The following is a 19773-nucleotide window of genomic DNA, read 5'->3' on the forward strand; positions in this document are numbered from 1 at the left end:
GCAGTCGCCTGCCATGCTACAGCCGCAATCGCGCGCCAAGGCGCCGGCGCACGCGGGCAGGATGACGGTCGGCGCGATTGGCGGCGGCGGCGAAGCGCTCTATGCTTGCGGCCGGGCCCGCCGTCCGCCGGCGCTTGATGGAACAACCTCTTGAACGGACACGAGATTGCAGGGGCCGGCGCCGGCATCGTGAGCGACGCGCCCGCTCCCCTGACCGCGCCCGTGCTGCCGCCGCCCGGCGAGATCGCCGCGCTGGAGCCGATCGAGCGCATGAAGCGGCGCTGGCCGATGGTGCTGGCGGCCGGGCTGACGCTGCTGATGGTGGCGGGCCTTGCCCGCGAACTGTTCGGGGAGGGGCTAGCCGCGCTCGGCGCGACCGTCCCCGAGCGGCCGGTCTTCTACGTGGCCTTTGCGCTCCTCTACATGTCGCCGCCGACCTTCGACTGGCTGATCTTCCGGCGGCTGTGGGGCTTGCCGCCCGCGGGACTCGCCGCGCTGGTCAAGAAGCGGATCGCGAACGAGGTAGTGTTCGGCTACTCGGGAGAGGCATATTTCTACGCCTGGGCGCGCGCCCGGCTGAAGATGGTGACCGCGCCATTCGGGGCAGTGAAGGACGTGTCGATCCTGTCCGCGATCGCGGGCAATGCGATCACGCTTGCGATGGTCGCGATCGCCCTGCCCTTCGGCAAGGGCCTGCTGACGCCGACCCAGTTCAACACGCTGGTCGGCTCGGTCGCCGTGACGATCGCGATGTCGTTGCCCTTTCTCATCTTCTCGCGCCGGGTTTTCTCGCTCGATCGGGCGACGCTGTGGTGGATCTTCTGGATGCACTGCACTCGGCTTGTGTTCGGGTCGACGATGATCGCGCTCGCTTGGCACTTCGCAATGCCGGAGGTGTCGGTCGGCATGTGGCTGTTCCTGGCGGCCGGCCGCCTGCTGGTGTCGCGCCTGCCGCTCGTCCCCAACAAGGACCTGCTGTTCGCCAATTTCGCGATCCTGCTGATCGGCCAGGGCGAGGCGCTGTCGGAGCTGGTGGCGTTCACCGCGGCGCTCACCCTGCTCGCCCACATCGTGCTGATCGCGGGCTTCGGCCTGCAGGCGCTGGCCGCGCGGGTGCGCGCGTGAGGGTTCGGGGCGTGAGCGTCGCCGCGCTGCTGCTGCTCGCCGCGGTGCCGGTGCAGGCGGTGCCGCTCGGCGAGGACGCGGCCGCCTGTGTCGCCGGCACGGTGCCCGCCATCCAGGTCAGCATCCTGGGGCTGAAGGATCGCACCGGGCGGCTGAAGCTGGAACTCTATCCGGCCAACGAGGGTGATTTCCTGAAGGACGACCGCGACCTGGTCCGCGAGGGCAAGGTCTTCCGCCGGGTTTGGGCGCAGACGCCGGCGGGGGGTGGGAGCGTCCAAATGTGCATCAGGGCGCCCGCTCCCGGCCGCTATGCACTGCTCCTCACCCACGACCGCGACAACCGCAACAAGTTCAACTTCTGGCGCGACGGCGCGGGGTTCCCGAGCAACACCAAGCTCGGCCGCAGCCGCCCCAAGCTCGCGCAGGCGGTGATCGCGGTCGGCGGCGGAGTGACCGGCACCAGCATCCGCGTCCAGTATCTCCGCGGGCTCGGCGGGTTCTCGCCGATCCCGAACTAGGCCCGGCGCGCGGCGCATGCGGATCGTCGACGTCAACGAATTCTACTCGCCGACCGGCGGCGGCGTGCGCACCTATCTCGATCGCAAGATGGGGATCATGGCGGACCTCGGTCATGAGCTGATCGTGATCGCGCCGGGGTTCGAGGATGGGGTGGAGGATCGCCCCGGCGGCGGGCGCATCTTCTGGGTCAAGGCACCGCGGCTGCCGTTCGACCGCAGCTACGGACTCTACTGGCAGGACGCGCCGATCGTGCGGCTGCTCGACCAGCTCGATCCGGATGTGGTGGAGACGAGCTCGCCGTGGCGGCCTGCCTGGACGGTCGGTGCCTGGCAGGGCCGCGCGCTGAAGATCTTCTTCGCGCACAACGACAACATGGCGGCCTACGCCGGGCGCTGGCTGGAAGGCGTCGCCGATCTGCCGACCGTGGAGCGCTGGCTGGCGTTCTACACCCGCTACATGGGGCGGTTCCTGCGCCATTTCGACGCATTCGTCACCAACGGTCCGGCACTCGCGAAGCGGCACGAGCGGCGCGGGCTGCACGTCGATGCCGCCATGCCGCTCGGGATCGATCGCGGCTTCTTCTCGCCCGACCTGCGCGACGAGAGCTTGCGGGTCGCGCTGCTCGGTCAGTGCGGGCTACCCGCGGACGGCAAGCTGCTGCTGGGGGTCGGGCGGCACCACCCGGAGAAGCGCTGGCCGACCGTGATCGACGCGGTGGAGTGCGCGGGCGAGCGGATGCCGATCGGGCTGATGCTGCTCGGCTACGGCGTCGACCACCAGAAGCTCGCGGCGCGGGTGGCGGAGAGCCCGCACATCCGGCTGTTCCGCCCGGTCTACGATCGGCTGCGCTTCGCCCGCATCATGGCGAGCGCGGACGCACTGATCCACGGATCGGACGCCGAGCCGTTCGGGCTGGTCGCGCTGGAGGCGGTCGCCTCCGGGCTGCCGCTGATCGTGCCGAACGAGGGCGGTGCCGCGGAGATCGCGGAGCCGCCGTTCGCCGAGACCTACGCGCCCCGCGACGCGCGCAGTTGCGCCGCGGCGATCGCCCGCCTGTTCGCACGCGAGCCGCGGGTCCTGCGCGCCGCCAGCCTCGCCGCGGCGGACAAGGTGCGCACCGATCAGGACCACGCGGTCGCGCTGATCGACTATTATTCCGGCCTGATCGCGGGCAAGGCGGCGCGGCGGGCAGCGGGCGGCGCGTAGAGCCGCAGCCGTCCGCCGGTGTCGACCCGGCCCCAGCCGCGAGTCACTGCCCAGCGCTCCAGCAGCCGGTCTAGCTCGTCGGTGCCGCTGGCCCATGTCCCCTCCCCGCCCACGAGGATGAAGTCTGGTGGTCGCATCGCGAACGAAGCAGTGAGCCGCGGGTGCGAGACGAGGTGCAGCCGCGCTTCACGCGACGCAGTCACCAACGCGCGGCTGCGGAAGTAGAAGGGGCCGGTCGCGAAGCGGGGGTCCGGGAGGGCATTGTCCGGGAGGAACTGAGGCGACAGCGTTGCCACCGTGCCGCCGACGCTCTGGACCGCAAGCGCCCGGGTCTCGGCCACGCCCACGATCATGCCCGTACCGCTCGTCACGGCAACGATCGATGGCACCAGCCCGATCGCGGCGAAGCCGGCGAACGCCCGGTACCAGCCGCGCGCAGGCGGCAGCCGCTCCAAGCGCAGCGCCAGCATGACGAACAGCGGCGGCAGCGCGGGCAGCAGGTACTGCCGCCAGGTGGGCGAGGGCAGCAGTGCCGAGGCAACCCCCGCGAGCGTCAGCCACGCCAGCAGTGACGGCCGCCCCCAGCGCGCGACCAGCACGAGCGCGAGCAGCGCGGGGCCGAGCGCCAGGAACTTGGCCGTGTCGATCGCCTTGATTGCGAGCCCGAGCTTCCACGCCCGGCCCGTCGCCGCATACCATTCGGCGGGCGCTCGAGCGGGGAAGATCAGTGTGCCAAAGGCGAACCCGTCAGGCGCTGCCGCTGCGAGTGCCGCGACCAGCACGATCGACGGCAGCGCGCCGAGCGCCACGGAGGTGGGACGGTGGCGGTGATGCAGGAGCGCCCAGATGCCGTAGGTCGCGGCGGGCAGCGCGTAGCTGACCTTCGCCGCCGCCGCCGCCGACAACAGCAGTCCGGCGAGCAGCGCGCCGCCCATCGTCCCGTCACCCCGTTCCGCGCGCAGGATCGGCACCAGCGCGACCGCGAAAAGGGCCGCGGGCAAGGCGTCGTTCCGCGCCGTCCCGGCCGAGAACAGCAGGATGTCGCAGGTCGCGAACAGCCCAGCGCACATCGTCGCGGTGCGTTCGTCCACGCCCGCCGTTCGCATCGCCCGCCACGTCGCTGCGACGGTCAGGCCCCCAAGCAGCGCATTGGCGATGCGGAGCGCCGGCCAGGCGAGGTCGAGCGGGCCGAACAGCCACACTAAGGGTGCGAAGGCGAACGGCTGAAGCGGCGTCTGGAGGTAGGCGTAGTCGCGGTAGGGGAGCAGCCCGGCCGCGGTCAGCCGGGCCGCGGCGACATACTGGCTCTCGTCATGGTCGATCCCGCGCATCCACGCGAGCGCCACCAGCACGGCGAGGAGCACCGCGCCCGCGAGCGCCGGCCGGGGCACGGCGATCCGCACGGGCTCAGTCGAGGCTCTTGGACGCCTGCTCGAACATGTCCTTCGACAGCCCCGGCACCGCCAGCAGGCGCTCGAGCTCGGCGCGCATCAGGGCGGCGCGCGCCGGATCGAAGCGCTTCCACCGGCCGAGCGGGGGGAGCAGCTTGGCCGCGGTCTGCGGGTTGAGCTTGTCGAGGGCCAGCAGCTGGTCGGCGAGGAAGCGGTAACCGCGACCCGACCGTTCGTGGAACGCGCGCTGGTTGACCGAGAACGCGCCGACCAGGGCGCGCGCGCGGTTCGGATTGGCGAGCGTGAAGTCGCGGTGCCGTGCCAGCTCCGCGACCGTGTCGGCGGTGTCGTCACGCTGCGACAGCGCCTGCACCTGAAACCACTTGTCGAGCACCAGCGGATTGTCGGAATAGCGATTGTAGAAGATGTCGAGCGCGGCGACGCGTTCGTCGGATGTGCCGCCCGCGAGCGTGACCAGCGCGCCCTGGCGATCGGTCATGTTGTCGGCCCGCTCGAACTGACGAAAGGCGAGCGCGGCGGCATCGTTCGCGCCACTCGCCGCGATGTAGCCAAGCGCAACGCTGCGCAGCCGCCGGTCGCCCTTCGCAGCCGGGCTGTACTCGAAGCGGTTCGCCTCCGTCGCGTCGTAGGCGGCGCGCCACTCGCGCTCGAGCGCGGTGCCGAGCTCGGCGCGCAACGCCTCGCGCGCACGGAAGATCGCATCCGGATCGACCTGCGCCAGCTGGTCGCCGATGAAGCTCTCCGACGGCAGCAGCACCGCTTCCGCGACAAAGGCGTGATCGAGCGCCGCATCGCGAAGGGTGTTGCCGACCGCCTCCACCACCGCGCGGTGGTCCGCCCGGCCGGTCGCGACCGAGAGCACCAGCGTGTCGAGCATCAGCTGCTGCATCGCCTCGTACCGGGCGAACGGATCGTCGTCGTGCGCCGACAGAAAGGCAAGATCTGCGGGGGTGCGCGCGGCGTCGATGATGACCGGCGCGGAGAAGCCGCGGTTGATCGACAGCACCGGCCGCTCGGCAAGGCCGTCGAAGGTGACCTCCGCCGCCGGGTCGGTCAGGGTGACGAGCTGCTCCTCCGTGAGCGCGCGACCGGTCTCGCCGCCGAACAGCTTCAGCCTCAGTGGGAGCACCATCGGCTCCTTGTGCGGCTGCCCCGGGGTTGGCGGCACAGCCTGCGCAAGCGAGAGCTGGGCGCGCGCGGAGCCCGGCTCGTGGCGGAGCTGCGCCGTGACGCGCGGGGTGCCGGCCTGCGTGTACCAGCGGCGGAACTGGGCAAGGTCGATGTCGCCCGCTTCCTCCATGCAGGACACGAAGTCCTCGACGGTCGCCGCCGTGCCATCGAAGCGCTGGAAGTACAGGTCGCTGCCGGCGCGAAAGCGCTGGGGGCCGAGCAGCGTCGCCATCATCCGGATGACCTCCGCCCCCTTGTTGTAGATGGTGGCGGTGTAGAAGTTGCTGATCTCGATATACTCGTCCGGGCGGACCGGGTGCGCGAGCGGCCCCGCATCCTCCGGGAACTGCGCGGCGCGCAGGCCCCGCACGTCCTCGATCCGCTTGACGGCGGCACTGCCCTGGTCGGCGGAGAAGCCCTGGTCGCGGAAGACGGTGAAGCCTTCCTTCAGCGAGAGCTGGAACCAGTCGCGGCAGGTGACGCGGTTGCCCGACCAATTATGGAAATACTCGTGCGCGACGACGGCGGCGATCCCGTCATAGTCGTAGTCGGTCGCGGTATCGGGATCGGCCAAGATGTAGCGGCTGTTGAAAATGTTCAGCCCCTTGTTCTCCATCGCCCCGAAATTGAAGTCGTCGACCGCGACGATGTTGAACACGTCTAGGTCGTACTCGCGTCCGTAGACGTCCTCGTCCCACTTCATCGACGTCTTGAGCGCGTGCAGCGCGTGATCGGTCTTGGCCAGGTCGGCCGCGCGAACCCAGATGCCGAGCTCCACCTCCCGGCCGGACCGCGTGACGAAGGTGTCGCGATTCGCCTGGAGGTCGCCCGCGACGAGCGCGAAGAGGTAGCAGGGCTTCGGAAACGGATCGTTCCACTCCGCCCAATGGCGGCCGTCGTCGAGCAGGCCCGCGGCAACCGGGTCACCGTTGGCGAGCAGCACGGGAAAGCGCTCGGCATCCGCGGCCATGCGGACGTGGTAGCGGCTGAGCACATCCGGCCGATCGGGGAAGAAGGTGATGCGGCGGAACCCTTGCGCCTCGCACTGGGTGCAGAGCAGCCCAGAGCTTGCGTACAGCCCCATCAGCTGGGTGTTGCGCTCCGGCGCGATCACGACCTCGGTCTCCACGAGGTGGGTGTCGCCGGACAGCTGCACCACTAGGTCGCCGTCCTGCAGGTGCCAGTCGGCATTCGCGCCGTCGACCCGCACGGCAAGCGGCTCCAGCCCGTCGCCGTCGAGCACCAGCGCGCGGGCGTGGGTGCCGTTGCGCGCCACTTCCAATGTCGCGCGCACCCGCGTGGCGGCGGGATCGAGATCGACGTCGAGCGTGATCGTCGGCACCAGCCAGTCGGGCACCTGATAGTCGGCACGGCGGATGATTGGGGGTGGTGCGGCGTTGGTGGCGAGGACGTCCATGATGCCGTCCGTATACCCTGTGCGGCACTTGGGCGACTAGCGAATTGCATCGCCGCGGACCGGCCTGCTAGCGAGCCTCCATCACGCTGATTTCCTTGAGGGACCTGATTTGACCAGCATCCGGCTCGCCGCGTCGACGGCGCTCATGCTCCTTGCCCCCGCCGCCGCCGCCGCGCAGCAGCAGACGACCGCGCCGGCGGTCACCACCGCGACCAATCCGGAGCGCAACGCGCGCCTGAACGCCGAGCTGTCGCCTGCCGAGGCCGCGATGAAGGCGCACGTCATGTTCCTCGCGTCCGATGCTATGAAGGGCCGCGACGCCGGCAGCCCCGAGTACGACATCGCCGCGCAGTATGTCGCCTCGCAGTTCTACGCCGCCGGTCTTCGTCCTGGCGGCGACAACGGCAGCTACCTGCAGCAGGTGCCGCTGATCACCGTCAAGGCAAAGGATCAGGGGCGCTTTACCTGGACGCCGGCGGGCGGCGCGGCGACGCCGCTCGTCTTCTGCTCCGATTACGTGCCCGGCACCAATCCGGCAAAGGCCGCGACCAGCGTCAGCGCGGGCGTGGTGTTCGCCGGCTACGGCATCGTTGAGCCGACGATCAAGCGCGACGATTACGCGGGCGTCGACGTGCGCGGCAAGATCGTGCTGCTGTTCGCGGGCGCGCCCAAGAGCTTCCACCCTGAACTGCGCGCGCACTTCGGCAGCGCAGCCAGCAAGCGCCAGATCGCGGAAGCGAAAGGCGCGGCGGGCGTGATCCTGATCGAGGGTCCGGCGAGCGCACGGGCCGGCGGGTTCAAGCGGCTGGCCGAGGGCTATGACCGTCCGCGCGTCACCTGGACGACGAAGGCGGGCAGCGGCTTCGACCCCAGCCCGCGCGCGCCCGCGCTCGGGGCGGTCAGCCAGGCGTTTGCCGCCCGGCTGTTCGGCGCGCGCTGGGCGGCAATCGCCAAGGGCGCGGAGTCGGACGAGACCCGCTTCAAGGCCGTCGCGATCCCCGGCACCATGACCGCCGCGATCAACACCGAGTGGACGCCGCTTCCCTCCTCCAACGTGGTCGGGGTGCTGCCGGGCAGCGACCCGAAGCTGCGGAACGAATATGTCGTGCTCTCCGCGCACCTCGACCACGTCGGGGTCGGCACCGCGGTGAACGGCGACGCGATCTACAACGGGGCGGAGGACAATGCGGTCGGCATCGCCTCGCTGATCGAGGAGGCGAAGAAGTTCAAGGCGAGCGGCCAGGCGCCCAAGCGCTCGATCCTGTTCGTCGCGGTGACCGCGGAGGAGAAGGGGTTGGTCGGCGCCGAGTATTTCGCCAACAATCCCACCGTGCCGAAGGGCGCGATGGTCGCCAACGTCAACCTCGACATGCCGATCATCACCTACAAGTTCGAGGACGTGATCGCGTTCGGCGCGGAACGCTCGACGCTCGGGTCGATCGTCAAGCGCGCGGCGGCAAACATCGGCGTCGGCTTCGGCCCCGATCCGATGCCCGATCAGGGGCTGTTCGTCCGCTCCGACCACTACCGCTTCGTCCAGCAGGGCGTGCCGAGCGTGTTCCTGTGGCCGGGCCAGGCCGGGCCGGGCAAGGCCGCGGTCGAGGACTTCTTCAAGAACCACTACCACAAACCGTCGGACGAAGCGTGGCAGCCGGCGCTCGACTGGAGCCAGGGCGTCCGCTTCATCGACGTGAACTACGCGATCGCGCGCGAGATCGCCGATGGCGCGGAACGGCCGCGCTGGAACAAGGGCGACTTTTTCGGGACGCTGTACGGCGGGTTCGGGGCGAAGTGAGGTGAAACAAGCCCCTCCCTTGCAGGGAGGAAAGTAGGTGCACCTCCTGATCTTCGGCCTGGGCTACGCCGCGTCCGCGATCGCCCGGCAGTTCGCCGCGGCCGGCTGGACGATCGAGAGCACCGGCCGTGCGGGCACGTTGGCCTTTGACGATGACGCAGCCGTGCGGGCCGCGGTCGGCCGGGCGTCGAACATCCTGTCCTCCGTCCCGCCAGCCGACGACCGCGACCCGGTGCTCGACCGCTACGGCGACGTGCTGGGCGGGCGCTGGCTCGGTTACCTGTCCTCGACCGGCGTCTACGGCGATGCGGGCGGCGCGTGGGTGGACGAGACCGCGCCCATCCGCGGCCGCCGCGCGGGGCGCAACGCCGCCGACGCGGCGTGGCTCGCGCGGGGCGCGCGGGTACTGCGACTGCCCGGCATCTACGGCCACGGCCGCTCGCCGCTCGACCGGGTGGCTGCAGGTACCGCCCACCGTACCGGGCTCCGCGATCAGGTGTTCAGCCGCGTCCACGTCGACGACATCGCGCACGGCGTCGCAGCCGCGATCGACGGACCGGCGGGCGCGTTCAATCTAGCGGACGACCTGCCTGCGTCGCAGGACGATGTGGTCGACTATGCCGCCGCGCTGCTCGGCGTGCCACCGCCGCCGATCGTCGCCCTCGACACGCTCAGCCCGGCGGCGCAAGCGTTCTACGGGGAGAACCGGCGCGTCTCGAACCGCAAGGCGGCGCGCGTGCTCGGCTGGCGGCCGCGCTACCCCGACTACCGGTTCGGCCTGCGCGCGGTGAGCGCGGTCACCAGCCCGCCGATCACCAGCAGTGCGCCCGCCGCCGCGAGCGGCGACCAGCGATAGCCCTCGAACAGCGTTGAGAGCAGCATCGCGATCACCGGCACCAGCACGCTGGAATAGGCGGCCTTGGCCGGACCGACCACGCGGATGATCCCGAAGTAGAGCGGAAAGGCGATCGCCGACGCCGCCACCCCCAGGTACACGACGCCCAGCCAGTAGGACGGGCGCGGATCGAACACCGGCGGGCCGACCGTCGCCCAGGCGTACAGCGCGTCGAACAGCGCGCCGAGCAGCATCGCGACGCCGATGGTCGGGATCATCGGGAAGCGCCGGGCAAGCGCGGTCCCCTGCATCACGTTCGCGCAGGAGGCGGAGAGCACCCCCGCGCCGGTCAGCGCGAGCCCGGCGAGCAGCGCGGCGGTATTGCCCGGGTCCGCGCGTACCTCGTGCAGGAACAGCAGCGCGACGCCACACACCGCGATTGCCGATCCAACCAGCAGCTGCGTGCCGAGCCGCTGGCCGAGGAAGAGCCGGCCGAGCAGCGCGTTCGGCACCAGCAGCAGCGCGAACACGACCGCGACCAGGCCGGATGTGATGTACTGCTCCGCCCGGTAAACGAAGTTGAAGTTGCAGACGAACTGCAGCATTCCGAGCGCGGCTGCGAACGCCCATCCGCTCGCGTCGAGCCGCGCGCGCTCGCCCCGCCACGCCGCATAGCCGAGCATCGCCGCGCCACCGACCGCGAAGCGGTAGCTGACCGACCAGCTCGGCGGCACGACGCCCAGTTGCCCGGTGATCACCAGCCAGGTCGATCCCCAGATCAGCGTGACGATCGCAAACGGGATAAGGATGCCCGCGCGCGTCGCCTGCGGGCGATCGGCGGCGTTCACAAGGCGCGGATCGCGTCGGCGAGCGGCCGGATGTCGGCGGCGGTCTGGTTCCAGGAGATCACCAGCCGCGCCTCGCCCACGCCCCAGTCGTAGAAATCGAACCCGGCACCGCGCAGCCGCGCCGCCTCGCCCGCCGTCAGCCGCAGGAACACCTCGTTCGCCTGCACGGCATGGACCAGCCGCGTACCCGCCGCCTCGGCGAGCAGCCGTGCACCGGCGTTGGCCGCGCGGCCGTTCGCCAGCCACAGATCCGAGTCCAGCATCGCCAGGATCTGCGCGGCGAGGTAGCGCCCCTTGGACTGGAGGTGTCCGGCGCGCTTGCGCCGCCGAAGGCTCGCCGCGGCGAGCTCCGGCCGGAAGAACACCAGTGCCTCCGCGTTCATGCCGCCGTTCTTGACGAAGCCGAACGACAGCGCGTCCACCCCTGCCCGCCACGTCACGTCCGCCGGGTGGCAGCCGAGCGCCGCGACAGCGTTGGCGAAGCGCGCGCCATCCATGTGGAGCCCGAGGCCGCGCGCGCGGGCAAGCTCCCCAATGGCCGCGACCTCGTCGGGTGTATAGATCAGCCCGTACTCGGTCGCGTTGGTGATCGAGACCGCATGCGCGGGCACCTGATGCACGTCGCCGCGTATGCCGGCGAGCACACCCGCGATCCCGGCGGGCGTCAGCTTGGCGCCGTCGCCCTCGGCCAGCAGCAGCTTGGCGCCGTGCGTGTAGAACTCCGGCGCTCCCGCCTCGTCGACCTGGATGTGCGCCTCGCGGTGGCAGATCACGCCGCCGTAGGGCGGGCAGAGTGCCGCCAGCGCCAGGCAGTTGGCGGCGGTACCCGTCGGCACCCACAGCACGCGGCACTCGGTCTCGAACAGCTCGGCGAAGCGCCGGTCCAGCGCCGCGCTCCAGCGATCGCCGTCATAGGCGGTGTCGAGCGTATTCGCCGCCGCGAGCGCGTCCAGGACGGCGGGGTGGACGGGGGCGGCGTTGTCGGAGAAGAAGCGCATGGCCGCCGAGTGGCGGGCGGGCGGCGGGGCGTCAACACTCGCGCGTTGCCCGGCGGTGCGGCACAAAGCGCCTAACACCGATCAACCATGGCAACAAAGGCTTACAAACACTCGTTTCCCGGCGCGCGTCAACTTTGGCGAACCGGAGGAAGTCGTGATGAACAGACGGGAAGTCGGCCTGTCGCTGCTCGGCGGCGCAGTGGCCATGGGTGCATCAACCGCCGCGCTCGCCCAGGCGGCGCGCGAGCCGATGTGTGCCGCCGAGCGCGAGCACGCGACCAACACGCTGAAGATCGGCGGTCTCGCGCTTCGCTCGAGCCAGCTTGCGCAGACCAAGGCGAGCGGCGCCAAGGTGAAGGAGTTCGCCGGCTTCGAGGTCGCGGAGCAGACCACGATCGCGCAGATCCTGCGCGAGTCGTCGGGCATGAACCCACCCCCGCCCGACGCGGAGGAGCGCGCGGCCATGGCGCGTCTCACGGCGGCTAACGGCTCCGCCTTCGATGCCGCCTATGTCGCCGCGCAGATCGACGGCCATCAGAAGCTGCTGGCGGTGCAGGAGCGCTACCTGTCCGCCGGCCGCCAGCCGCACATGCGCCACGTCGCGATGCTCGCCCGTGGGCAGATCAAGGAGCACCTCCAGCTGCTCGAGGACCTGCGCGGCAACGCCTGAACGACCGCATCGCCGCCCGGGCCCGAACGGCCGGGGCGGCGATGCTCAGCGCGGTGCGCCGACGATCCGCACCAGCGCGTCGACGCGCTGCCCGGTCGGAAGCGTGCCGTTCGCCGAGAGCCGCCGGGCCGTGTCATCCCAGCGCAGCACAGCGGTGCGCCCGTCCTTGCCGCGGGCGTAGCCGTTGCTGACGCCGTCGTCGTCGTAGAGCGTGAACGTGGCGTCCCGGCCCGGGTAGACGCGGATCGATTCCAGCGGCTGGCGCGTGGCCGTGCTCGGCACCGCTGCTCCCAACGGCAGGATCGATCCTGCGCGGACGTACAGCGGGATTCGGTCGATCGGCGCGGCGGCGGTGATCGACTGTCCGCCGGGATAGCGCTGCTCCGTCCAGTAATCATACCAGTCGGCGCCGGCCGGCAGATAGACCTGGCGGCTGGTGACGCCCTGTTCCGTCACCGGCGCGACCAGCAGCGCCGGGCCGAACATGTATTGGTCGCCGATCGTCGCGACCGTCGGGTCGGCGGGAAAGTCCATGAACAGCGCCCGCATGAACGGCGCGCCGCTGCGATGGGTCTGGTAGCCGAGCGCGTAGAGGTACGGGATCAGTTGGTAGCGGAAGCGGAGGAACGCCGCGAGCACCGGCTCGGCCGCCGCGCCATAGTCCCAGATCGCGCCGCCGCCGGGCCGCTGGCCGTGGATACGCAGCGTCGGCGTGAAGCTGTTGTAGGCGAACCAGCGCGCGAACAGCTCCGGATAGTCGGGGTAGTTGGGCGCGGTCGAGACGGCACCGGCCGGATCGAGCAGCACCGGCCGCGGCGCGGCGGGGCCCGCCGCCGACTGCCACCCGCCCGTATCGCTCGACCAATAGGCCATGCCCGACGCGGTGAAGCCGAGCCCGGCGGGCACCTGCCGCCGCAGCGCCTCCCACGTCGACTGGATGTCCGATGACCAGAACAGGCAGCCGTTCCGCTGCGTGCCGAGATAGGCCGCGCGACACAGGATCATGCTGCGCTTGTCGGGGAAGTCGCGGGCCATCCCGTCGGCGACGGCGGAGGTGTGGAGCAGCGGATAGACGTTGTGGAACCGGTCGCCCGAGCCGATCGAGTAGAACAGGCCGCCCGGCACCAGATCGGGCTCGGTCTCGTCGAGCCAGGTATAATCGAAGCCTTCCGCCAGGATATTGTCGCGCACCTTGCCCCAAAACCACGCGCGCACCGCCGGGCTGGTCGTGTCGAGGAGGGCGCCCGCGCGGTCGCTCCGTTCGGGCAGGCCGTCGACGGTGTTGCCGTCCTTGTCGCGGAGGAACCAGTCCTTGGTGTCGAGGAGGTCGAAGTAGCGGCTCTCCCGCTCGAAGCGCGGCCACACGCTGATGATCGAGCGCATACCCTGCGCGTGGAGCGTGTCGTTCATGCCCCTGGGATCGGGGAAGAAGGTCCGGTCGATGTCGATCTGGCCCATCCGCGTCCAGTGAAACCAGTCGAGCACCATCACGTCGAGCGGGTAGCCGCGCTTCCGGTATCCCGCCGCCACGTCGAGCAGCTCGGCTTGCGAGGCGTAGCGCGCCTTCGACTGGATCAGTCCGAAGGCCGCCTTGGGTGGCAGCGGCGTCGCGCCCGTCAGCCGCGCATAGCCGGCGTAGAGGTCGTCGGCGGTGGCGCCGGCGATGACGAAGAACGAGACGCGCTCGCCGACCTCGCTCTGCCACCGGGTCGCGCTGTGCAGCCCGGGCGACACGGTGGTGACCGATGGATTGTCCCAGACGATCCCGTAGCCTTTGCTCGAGACCATGAAGGGCACGCACACAGTCTCGCCGGCGGGCGCGTCGTACCAGTGCTTGCAGCTGATGGTGCGACCGCGCAGGTCGAGAACACCTTCCTGGTTCTGACCGAGGCCGTAGAAGTGCTCGTCGGCCGCGGCGGCGAAGCGCGCGCCGACGCGAAACGTCTTCTCGCCGTTAACCGTATGCGGCGCCATCTCCCAGCCGGTCATCCTCAGCAGCGGCGACCCGTCCGGCCGGGCAAGCGTCAGCGAGACGCCGGGCAGCGACGGCGCGAAATAGCGCTGCATCTGGGTCGGAGCGCCCGGCCACGGCTTCGCATCGACCGTCACCGTCACGGCGGAGGAGGTGAACACGTCACCCGTCGCATCGCTGCGGTGGCGCCAGCCGGCAGGGTCCGGCTTGCCGCTGATCCCGTAGCCGGGCGCGGCCGTACCGAGCGCCTTGTCGAGCGCGATCGTGACGCGGACGATGTTGGGTCCGTAGGGCTCGACCGAGACGATCGCGCCGTTGCGGTCGACGATCGCCAGCGGCTCGGCGCGCGCGGGCGAGGCAAGGAGGACAGAGCCGGCGATCAGCAGCCCCGCTACCGCTCCGAGCGCCGCGTCAGCGGCGGCCCTGCATCCTGCCCCGATCCACATACGCCGCTCCTGCCCTTGCCAAGGAGGAAGCGTGCCGCGCGGCGCGCGCCGTGGCAATCGCCGGGGCGCTACGACCATGGTCTAGGATGACCGCTCAGCGCGGCTCGTTCTCGTCCTCCTCGGGCGGGCGGCGCTCCTCCCGTTCAGGCGGCTCGTCGCGCGGCCGGTCGCCGCTGGAGCGCACGTCGATGTTGCCGTCGCGGTCGAGCCGCAGGTTGAGACCCAGGCCTTCGACCTCCGCCGCCAGGCCGTCCTCCAGCGCCGGCTCCGCGCCATCGCCGATCCCCTCGATCAGGTTGCCGACCGGATCATCGACGACCGGCGCGCGCGGCGGGGAGACGCCGAGCGCGTCGACCATGAAGTCGCGCCACAGCCGCGCCGGGATGCCGCCGCCCGACAGGCCGGGGTTGGGCGTGTTGTCGTCGTTGCCGACCCAGACGCCGACGACCAGACCGCCCGCGTAGCCGACGAACAGCGCATCGCGCGCGTTCTGGGTCGTGCCGGTCTTGCCGAACGCGGGAACGGAGATCGCGGCCGAGCGGCCGGTACCCCGCTCGATCGAGCGCTGGAGCAGCTCGCGCATGCCGTCGCGCTCACGCTCCCCCATCACGGTCTGCCGTCCGCGAAACCGCTCGATCAGACTGGGCTCGTCCTCCTCGCTCAAGCCCCGCGGCCGCACCGGATAGCTCCCGGCGGCGACCGCGGCATAGGCGCTGGTCAGCTCGAGCAGCGACATGGTCGAGGTGCCGAGCGCGATCGACGCCTCGTTGGCGATCGGCGAGGTGACGCCCAGGTCGCGCGCGACCCGGATCACGTTCGCGACCCCGACGTCCTTGGTCAGCCGCGCGGCGGCGACGTTGGACGATTTGGCAAAGGCGCGCGCCAGCGTGATCTCGCCGGCGTAGCTGCCGCCGTCGTTCCTGGGGCTCCATTCACCGATCGTCACCGGCTCGTCGAGCACGGTGTCCTCCGGCGTCATCCCGCTCCGTAGCGCGGCCAGGTAGACGAACAGCTTGAAGGTGGAGCCCGGCTGCCGCTGCGCCTGCACCGCGCGGTTGAACGGCGACTCCTTGTAGTTCCGCCCCCCGACCATCGCGACCACGGTGCCGTCGGGGCGCATCGCGACCAGCGCCGCCTGTGCCTGGCGCAGCCCGGCGCGCCTCACCGCGCGCTCGGCGAGACGCTGGAGCCGGGTGTCGAGCGTCGTGGTGACGGTGATCTCGTTGGCGATCTCACCCGATCGGTCGCGCGCCTGCGGCAGCACCCAGTCAGCGAAATAGGTGCCGGTCGGCAGCGTCCGGGTCTTCTCGACCCGCAAGCGCGCGGGACCGACGTCGGCTGCCTCGGCGGCGGTCAGATAGCCTTCCTCGCGCATCGCGGCGACCACCAGCTTCTGCCGCGCCCGCGCACCGGACAGGTTGACGGTCGGCGCGAGGCGCGAGGGCGCCTTGACGAGCCCGGCAAGCAGCGCCGCCTGCGCGATCGTCAGGCGAGCAGGCGGACGGCTGAAATAGTGCCGCGAGGCGGCATCGAGCCCGTAGACATTGTCGCCGAAGTAGACGTTCGACAGGTAGCGGCTGAGGATCTCGTCCTTGGTCAGCCACGCCTCCAGCCAAAAGGAGATCATCAGCTCGCGCGCCTTGCGGCCGAAGGTGCGGTCGGACGACAGGAAGGCGTTCTTGGCGAGCTGCTGGGTGATCGTCGATCCGCCCTCGCGCATCCCGCCGGCGCGGAGGTTGTTCCACATCGCCCGCGTGATCCCGCGCGGGCTGACCCCCCAGTGACGATAGAAGCGCCGGTCCTCGATCGCCATGAACGCCTGCGGCACATGCTCCGGCAGCTTGGTCACGTCGACCGGATCGCCGATGATCGCGCCGCGCCGGGCGATCGGTGTCCCGTCGGCGGCGAGCAGCGTGATCGAGGGCGGTGCGGGTGGCTTGAGCGAGCGCGACAAGGGCGCGGTCACCGCCAGCCAGCCGATCGCGAGCACCAGCAGGATGATGAGCGCGCCCGCCACGCGCATGATCCAGCGTCCCCAACGGAAGCGCCGCGGCGGCGGCCCCGCCGGGGGTGGCGGCGGATCGGTGGGGTGCGGCTGCTCGCCCCGTCCGCCCCAGCGCGGATGCTCGAAGCCGCCGAGCGGCTCGTCGGGCGTCTCGGCAGCGTGCCGGTCCGACCGGCTGAACAATGACCCCAGGCTCATCGCGCCTGTATTAGAACCCTAATACGCTGGCCGCAATGCCCTCAGGATTCGAGCTCGATGTCCCAGTACAGCCAGTCGCGCCAGGTATCGTGGAGGTAGTTGGGCGGGAACGACCGCCCATGCTCCTGCAATTGCCAGCTGGTCGGACGGATCGGCTGGACGTGGAGCGGCATCTTCGCCTCGCGCGGGGTGCGCCCGCCCTTGCGCAGGTTGCACGGCGCGCAGGCGGTGGCGACATTCTCCCACGTCGTCCGGCCGCCGTACGCGCGGGGAACCACGTGGTCGAAGGTCAGGTCGCTGTGCGTCCCGCAATACTGACACGCGAACTTGTCGCGCAGGAACAGGTTGAAGCGGGTGAAGGCCGGAAACGCCGACGGCTTCACATACTGCTTTAGCGCGATGACGGAGGGCAGTTTCAGCGCATGGGTCGGGCTGCGCACCTCCCGCTCGTAGTGGGAGACGATGTCGACCCGGTCGAGGAACACGGCCTTGACCGCGGTCTGCCACGGCCAGATGGACAACGGGTAGTAGGACAGCGGCGTGTAATCGGCGTTGAGCACCAGCGCCGGACAACTGTCCGGGTGCCGCATCAGGTCGGGATGGAACATGGACCCCCCTCAACTCACGCCGCCACCCTTTGCCGCACAGGATGACACGCGCATGACAGCATACCCGCGGACTCGCGGTCAAGCACCCGGATGAGCGCGGTCGTCAGCCGCTTCGCGCCGAGCCCCACCGGCAGGCTGCATCTCGGCCATGGCTATTCCGCCGTCCGCGCACACGATCTCGCCCGCGGCGCCGACGGCTCCTTCCTGCTGCGGATCGAGGATATCGACGGGACTCGCAGCCGAGACGAGCATGTCGCGACGATCTTGGACGACCTTCGCTGGCTCGGACTAGACTGGGACGGCCCGGTCGTGCGGCAATCGAGGCGGCTCGGCGCGTACGAGGCCGCACTCGAACAACTGCGCAGGCTGGGCCTCCTCTACCCATGCTTCTGTACGCGCGCGGACATCGCGCAGAGCGCGAGCGCCCCGCACGGCCCCGGCGGCGCGCTGTACCCCGGCACCTGCCGCGGGATCGATGCGGGCGGGCGCATGGCGGAGCCGCACGCCTGGCGGATCGACATGGCCGCCGCGGTGCGCATCACCGGGCCGCTCACCTGGCATGACGCCCGGGCGGGCACCGTTGCGGCCGATCCGCTGGCGCACGGCGACGTGGTGCTCGCCCGCAAGGACGCGCCGGCGAGCTACCACCTGGCGGTGTCGGTCGACGACGCGTGGGCGGGCGTAACCGACGTTGTCCGGGGAGAGGACCTGTTCGCCAGCACCCATGTCCACCGACTGCTGCAGGCGCTGCTCGACCTGCCGACACCGGCCTACCACCACCATCCGCTCCTGACCGATGCCGGCGGGCAGCGGCTGGCGAAGCGCACCGGCGCTCCGTCGCTCGCCGACCTGCGCGCCCGCGGCGAGGACGGGCGTGCGCTGGCGGACCGCTTGCGCGGCACTGGTATCTCGACCGAAAATGCCTAGATTACTGCCATGAACACGTTCCTCGTCCTGCTCCTGATCGCGGCGATGATCGCGACCCTGGTCGCGCTGGTGCGCGGCATTGTCACCTTCCTGAAGACGACGGAGGCAGAGCTGAAAGGCGGCGACGGCCCGAGCGCGTCGGCCCTGAAGTCGAACAAGATGATGCAGTACCGCATTTTCTTCCAGGCGCTGGCGGTGCTGATCGTCGTCGTGCTGCTGTTCGCTGCGGGCCGGACCTGAGCCGGGCAACGTACCGACGCTGAACCAAGCGGTTTAACCCACGTTATGGTGGAGCGGGGCGGACTGCTGATCTAGGTTGCGTCTCATTGGCCAGCGCGGTGTGGGCGAGGGAGAACAACCGGTGTCGACTCGTCCTGCTTCCCAACCGGCGTGCGACCTGCTGAGCGAGCGGTTCGCCGCCGTCCGCGCGCTGACGGAGGCGCTCGTCATGCAACTCTCCGACGCGGACGCCACCGTGCAGTCGATGCCCGATGCGTCGCCGGCCAAGTGGCACCTGGCGCACTCCAGCTGGTTCTTCGAGACGTTCGTGCTGCGCGATTACGTCGCCGTCTACACCCTCCACGACGAGCGCTTTCCGTTCCTCTTCAACAGCTATTACGAGGCGGAGGGCAGCCGCCACGCCCGCGCCGCGCGCGGGCTCATCACCCGCCCGACATTGGCGGAGGTGATGGCCTACCGTGCCGGAGTCACGGCGGCGGTGCTCCGCGCGCTGCCCGACCTGCCGAATGAGGCAATCGCGCTGGTCGAGCTCGGCTGCCATCATGAGGAGCAGCATCAGGAACTGCTCGTCACCGACCTGCTTCACCTGTTCTCCTGCAACCCGCTCGAACCCGCCGTCTGGGCGCCCGCCCCCAAGCAGCCGGTCGCCGTACCGCCCCCGATACGCTGGATCGAGGGCGCTTCCGGGATCGTCGAGATCGGTCACGACGGCCGCGGTTTCGCTTTCGACTGCGAGGGCCCGCGTCACGCCACGCTGTTGGCGGCCCACGCGCTCGCCGACCGGACCGTCACCAACGGCGAGTGGGCCGCGTTCATCGCCGACGGTGGCTACCGGGAGCCGCGCCACTGGCTGGCGGACGGCTGGGCCTGGGTGCAGGCGGAGGCGATCACCGCTCCGCTCTACTGGCGCGAGGGTGACGGCCGATGGACCCGCTTCGGCCTCGACGGACGCCGCGCGATCGATCCGGCGGCACCGGTCACCCACGTCAGCTTCTACGAGGCGGATGCCTATGCCAGCTGGGCCGGCGCGCGCCTACCGACCGAGCCCGAGTGGGAGGCCGCCGCGTCTGCCCACGATCCGCACGCCGGCAACTTTCTCGACAGCGGTGGCGCCGTAGAGCCGCGCCCTTCGACCAGTGGCCCCGCCTTCTTCGGCGACGTGTGGGAGTGGACCGGCAGCGCCTATCGCCCCTACCCCGGCTTCGTGGCCGCCGCCGGCGCGGTCGGCGAGTACAACGGCAAGTTCATGAGCGGACAATTCGTGCTGCGCGGCGGCAGCTGCGCAACGCCGCGCGGGCATGCGCGCGCGAGCTACCGCAACTTCTTCTATCCCCACCAGCGCTGGCAGTTCACCGGCGTCCGGCTGGCCAAGGACATCTGAC

16 protein-coding genes are annotated in these 19773 nt (G+C 70.5%); 9 read left to right on the forward strand and 7 right to left on the reverse strand.

Annotation, left to right across the window (positions count from 1 at the left end):
* Positions 1–150: 150 nt before the first annotated feature.
* Genes CRO12_RS18255 through CRO12_RS03115 form a run of 3 tightly spaced genes read left to right on the forward strand, consistent with a single transcriptional unit; the run spans position 151 to position 2850 of the window.
* Complete coding sequence (locus CRO12_RS18255; protein ID WP_425442980.1) at positions 151–1125, forward strand: hypothetical protein; 975 nt, start codon at positions 151–153, stop codon at positions 1123–1125.
* Between the two features lie 11 nt (positions 1126–1136).
* A complete protein-coding gene (locus CRO12_RS18260) occupies positions 1137–1643 on the forward strand; it encodes a DUF2141 domain-containing protein (RefSeq protein ID WP_245858160.1) in 507 nt (168 codons plus the stop codon).
* Between the two features lie 16 nt (positions 1644–1659).
* Positions 1660–2850, forward strand: a complete 1191-nt coding sequence (locus CRO12_RS03115; RefSeq protein ID WP_097062522.1) for a glycosyltransferase — start codon at positions 1660–1662, stop codon at positions 2848–2850.
* Here the strand turns inward: CRO12_RS03115 and CRO12_RS03120 are convergent.
* Together CRO12_RS03120 and pepN are read right to left on the reverse strand one after the other, a co-directional pair.
* On the reverse strand, positions 2796–4253 hold the full coding sequence (locus CRO12_RS03120) for a DUF2029 domain-containing protein (RefSeq protein ID WP_179640856.1): 1458 nt from the start codon (positions 4251–4253) through the stop codon (positions 2796–2798). The genes CRO12_RS03115 and CRO12_RS03120 overlap by 55 nt on opposite strands.
* Positions 4254–4257: 4 nt before the next feature.
* Positions 4258–6849, reverse strand: a complete 2592-nt coding sequence (gene pepN, locus CRO12_RS03125) for an aminopeptidase N (RefSeq protein WP_097062523.1) — start codon at positions 6847–6849, stop codon at positions 4258–4260.
* 109 nt (positions 6850–6958) lie between these two features.
* Here pepN and CRO12_RS03130 point away from each other — a divergent pair, with 109 nt between their 5' ends.
* Positions 6959–8644 carry a M28 family metallopeptidase gene (locus CRO12_RS03130; RefSeq protein WP_342747195.1) on the forward strand — a complete coding sequence of 562 codons (1686 nt, stop codon included), beginning with the start codon at positions 6959–6961 and terminating at the stop codon, positions 8642–8644.
* Positions 8645–8681: 37 nt separating this feature from the next.
* The gene (locus tag CRO12_RS03135; RefSeq protein WP_097062524.1) at positions 8682–9500 is read left to right on the forward strand and encodes a Rossmann-fold NAD(P)-binding domain-containing protein; all 819 of its coding nucleotides are present in this window, start codon (positions 8682–8684) and stop codon (positions 9498–9500) included.
* Here CRO12_RS03135 and CRO12_RS03140 read toward each other — a convergent pair.
* Both CRO12_RS03140 and CRO12_RS03145 read right to left on the reverse strand, forming a co-directional pair.
* A complete protein-coding gene (locus CRO12_RS03140) occupies positions 9410–10327 on the reverse strand; it encodes a DMT family transporter (RefSeq protein WP_097062525.1) in 918 nt (305 codons plus the stop codon). The genes CRO12_RS03135 and CRO12_RS03140 overlap by 91 nt on opposite strands.
* The gene (locus CRO12_RS03145) at positions 10324–11325 is read right to left on the reverse strand and encodes a threonine aldolase family protein (protein WP_097062526.1); all 1002 of its coding nucleotides are present in this window, start codon (positions 11323–11325) and stop codon (positions 10324–10326) included. Before CRO12_RS03145 ends, CRO12_RS03140 begins: the two co-directional genes overlap by 4 nt.
* A gap of 157 nt (positions 11326–11482) precedes the next feature.
* Here CRO12_RS03145 and CRO12_RS03150 point away from each other — a divergent pair, with 157 nt between their 5' ends.
* The gene (locus CRO12_RS03150) at positions 11483–11995 is read left to right on the forward strand and encodes a DUF4142 domain-containing protein (RefSeq protein ID WP_179640857.1); all 513 of its coding nucleotides are present in this window, start codon (positions 11483–11485) and stop codon (positions 11993–11995) included.
* Positions 11996–12040: 45 nt separating this feature from the next.
* Here the strand turns inward: CRO12_RS03150 and CRO12_RS03155 are convergent, their stop codons facing one another.
* The 3 genes from CRO12_RS03155 to CRO12_RS03165 all read right to left on the reverse strand — a co-directional run bounded on the left by CRO12_RS03155 (position 12041) and on the right by CRO12_RS03165 (position 17224).
* Complete coding sequence (locus tag CRO12_RS03155) at positions 12041–14413, reverse strand: glycoside hydrolase family 31 protein (RefSeq protein ID WP_097062528.1); 2373 nt, start codon at positions 14411–14413, stop codon at positions 12041–12043.
* Between the two features lie 94 nt (positions 14414–14507).
* Positions 14508–16616 carry a transglycosylase domain-containing protein gene (locus tag CRO12_RS03160; RefSeq protein WP_097062529.1) on the reverse strand — a complete coding sequence of 703 codons (2109 nt, stop codon included), beginning with the start codon at positions 16614–16616 and terminating at the stop codon, positions 14508–14510.
* Positions 16617–16657: 41 nt separating this feature from the next.
* Positions 16658–17224, reverse strand: coding sequence for an HNH endonuclease (locus CRO12_RS03165; protein WP_097062530.1), 567 nt, complete (start codon positions 17222–17224; stop codon positions 16658–16660).
* Between the two features lie 90 nt (positions 17225–17314).
* On the opposite strand from CRO12_RS03165, the gene gluQRS reads away from it, so the two are divergent.
* From gluQRS to egtB, 3 genes are all read left to right on the forward strand, one after another.
* Positions 17315–18151 carry a tRNA glutamyl-Q(34) synthetase GluQRS gene (gene gluQRS / locus CRO12_RS03170; RefSeq protein ID WP_097062531.1) on the forward strand — a complete coding sequence of 279 codons (837 nt, stop codon included), beginning with the start codon at positions 17315–17317 and terminating at the stop codon, positions 18149–18151.
* Positions 18152–18160: 9 nt separating this feature from the next.
* On the forward strand, positions 18161–18391 hold the full coding sequence (locus CRO12_RS03175) for a twin transmembrane helix small protein (protein ID WP_097062532.1): 231 nt from the start codon (positions 18161–18163) through the stop codon (positions 18389–18391).
* Positions 18392–18512: 121 nt separating this feature from the next.
* Positions 18513–19772 (forward strand): ergothioneine biosynthesis protein EgtB, encoded by a 1260-nt coding sequence (gene egtB, locus CRO12_RS03180; RefSeq protein ID WP_281253371.1) that lies wholly within the window; start codon positions 18513–18515, stop codon positions 19770–19772.
* Position 19773: the final 1 nt, after the last annotated feature.

It is taken from the genome of Sphingomonas guangdongensis (assembly GCF_900199185.1).
Taxonomy (GTDB): Bacteria; Pseudomonadota; Alphaproteobacteria; order Sphingomonadales; family Sphingomonadaceae; genus Sphingomonas; species Sphingomonas guangdongensis.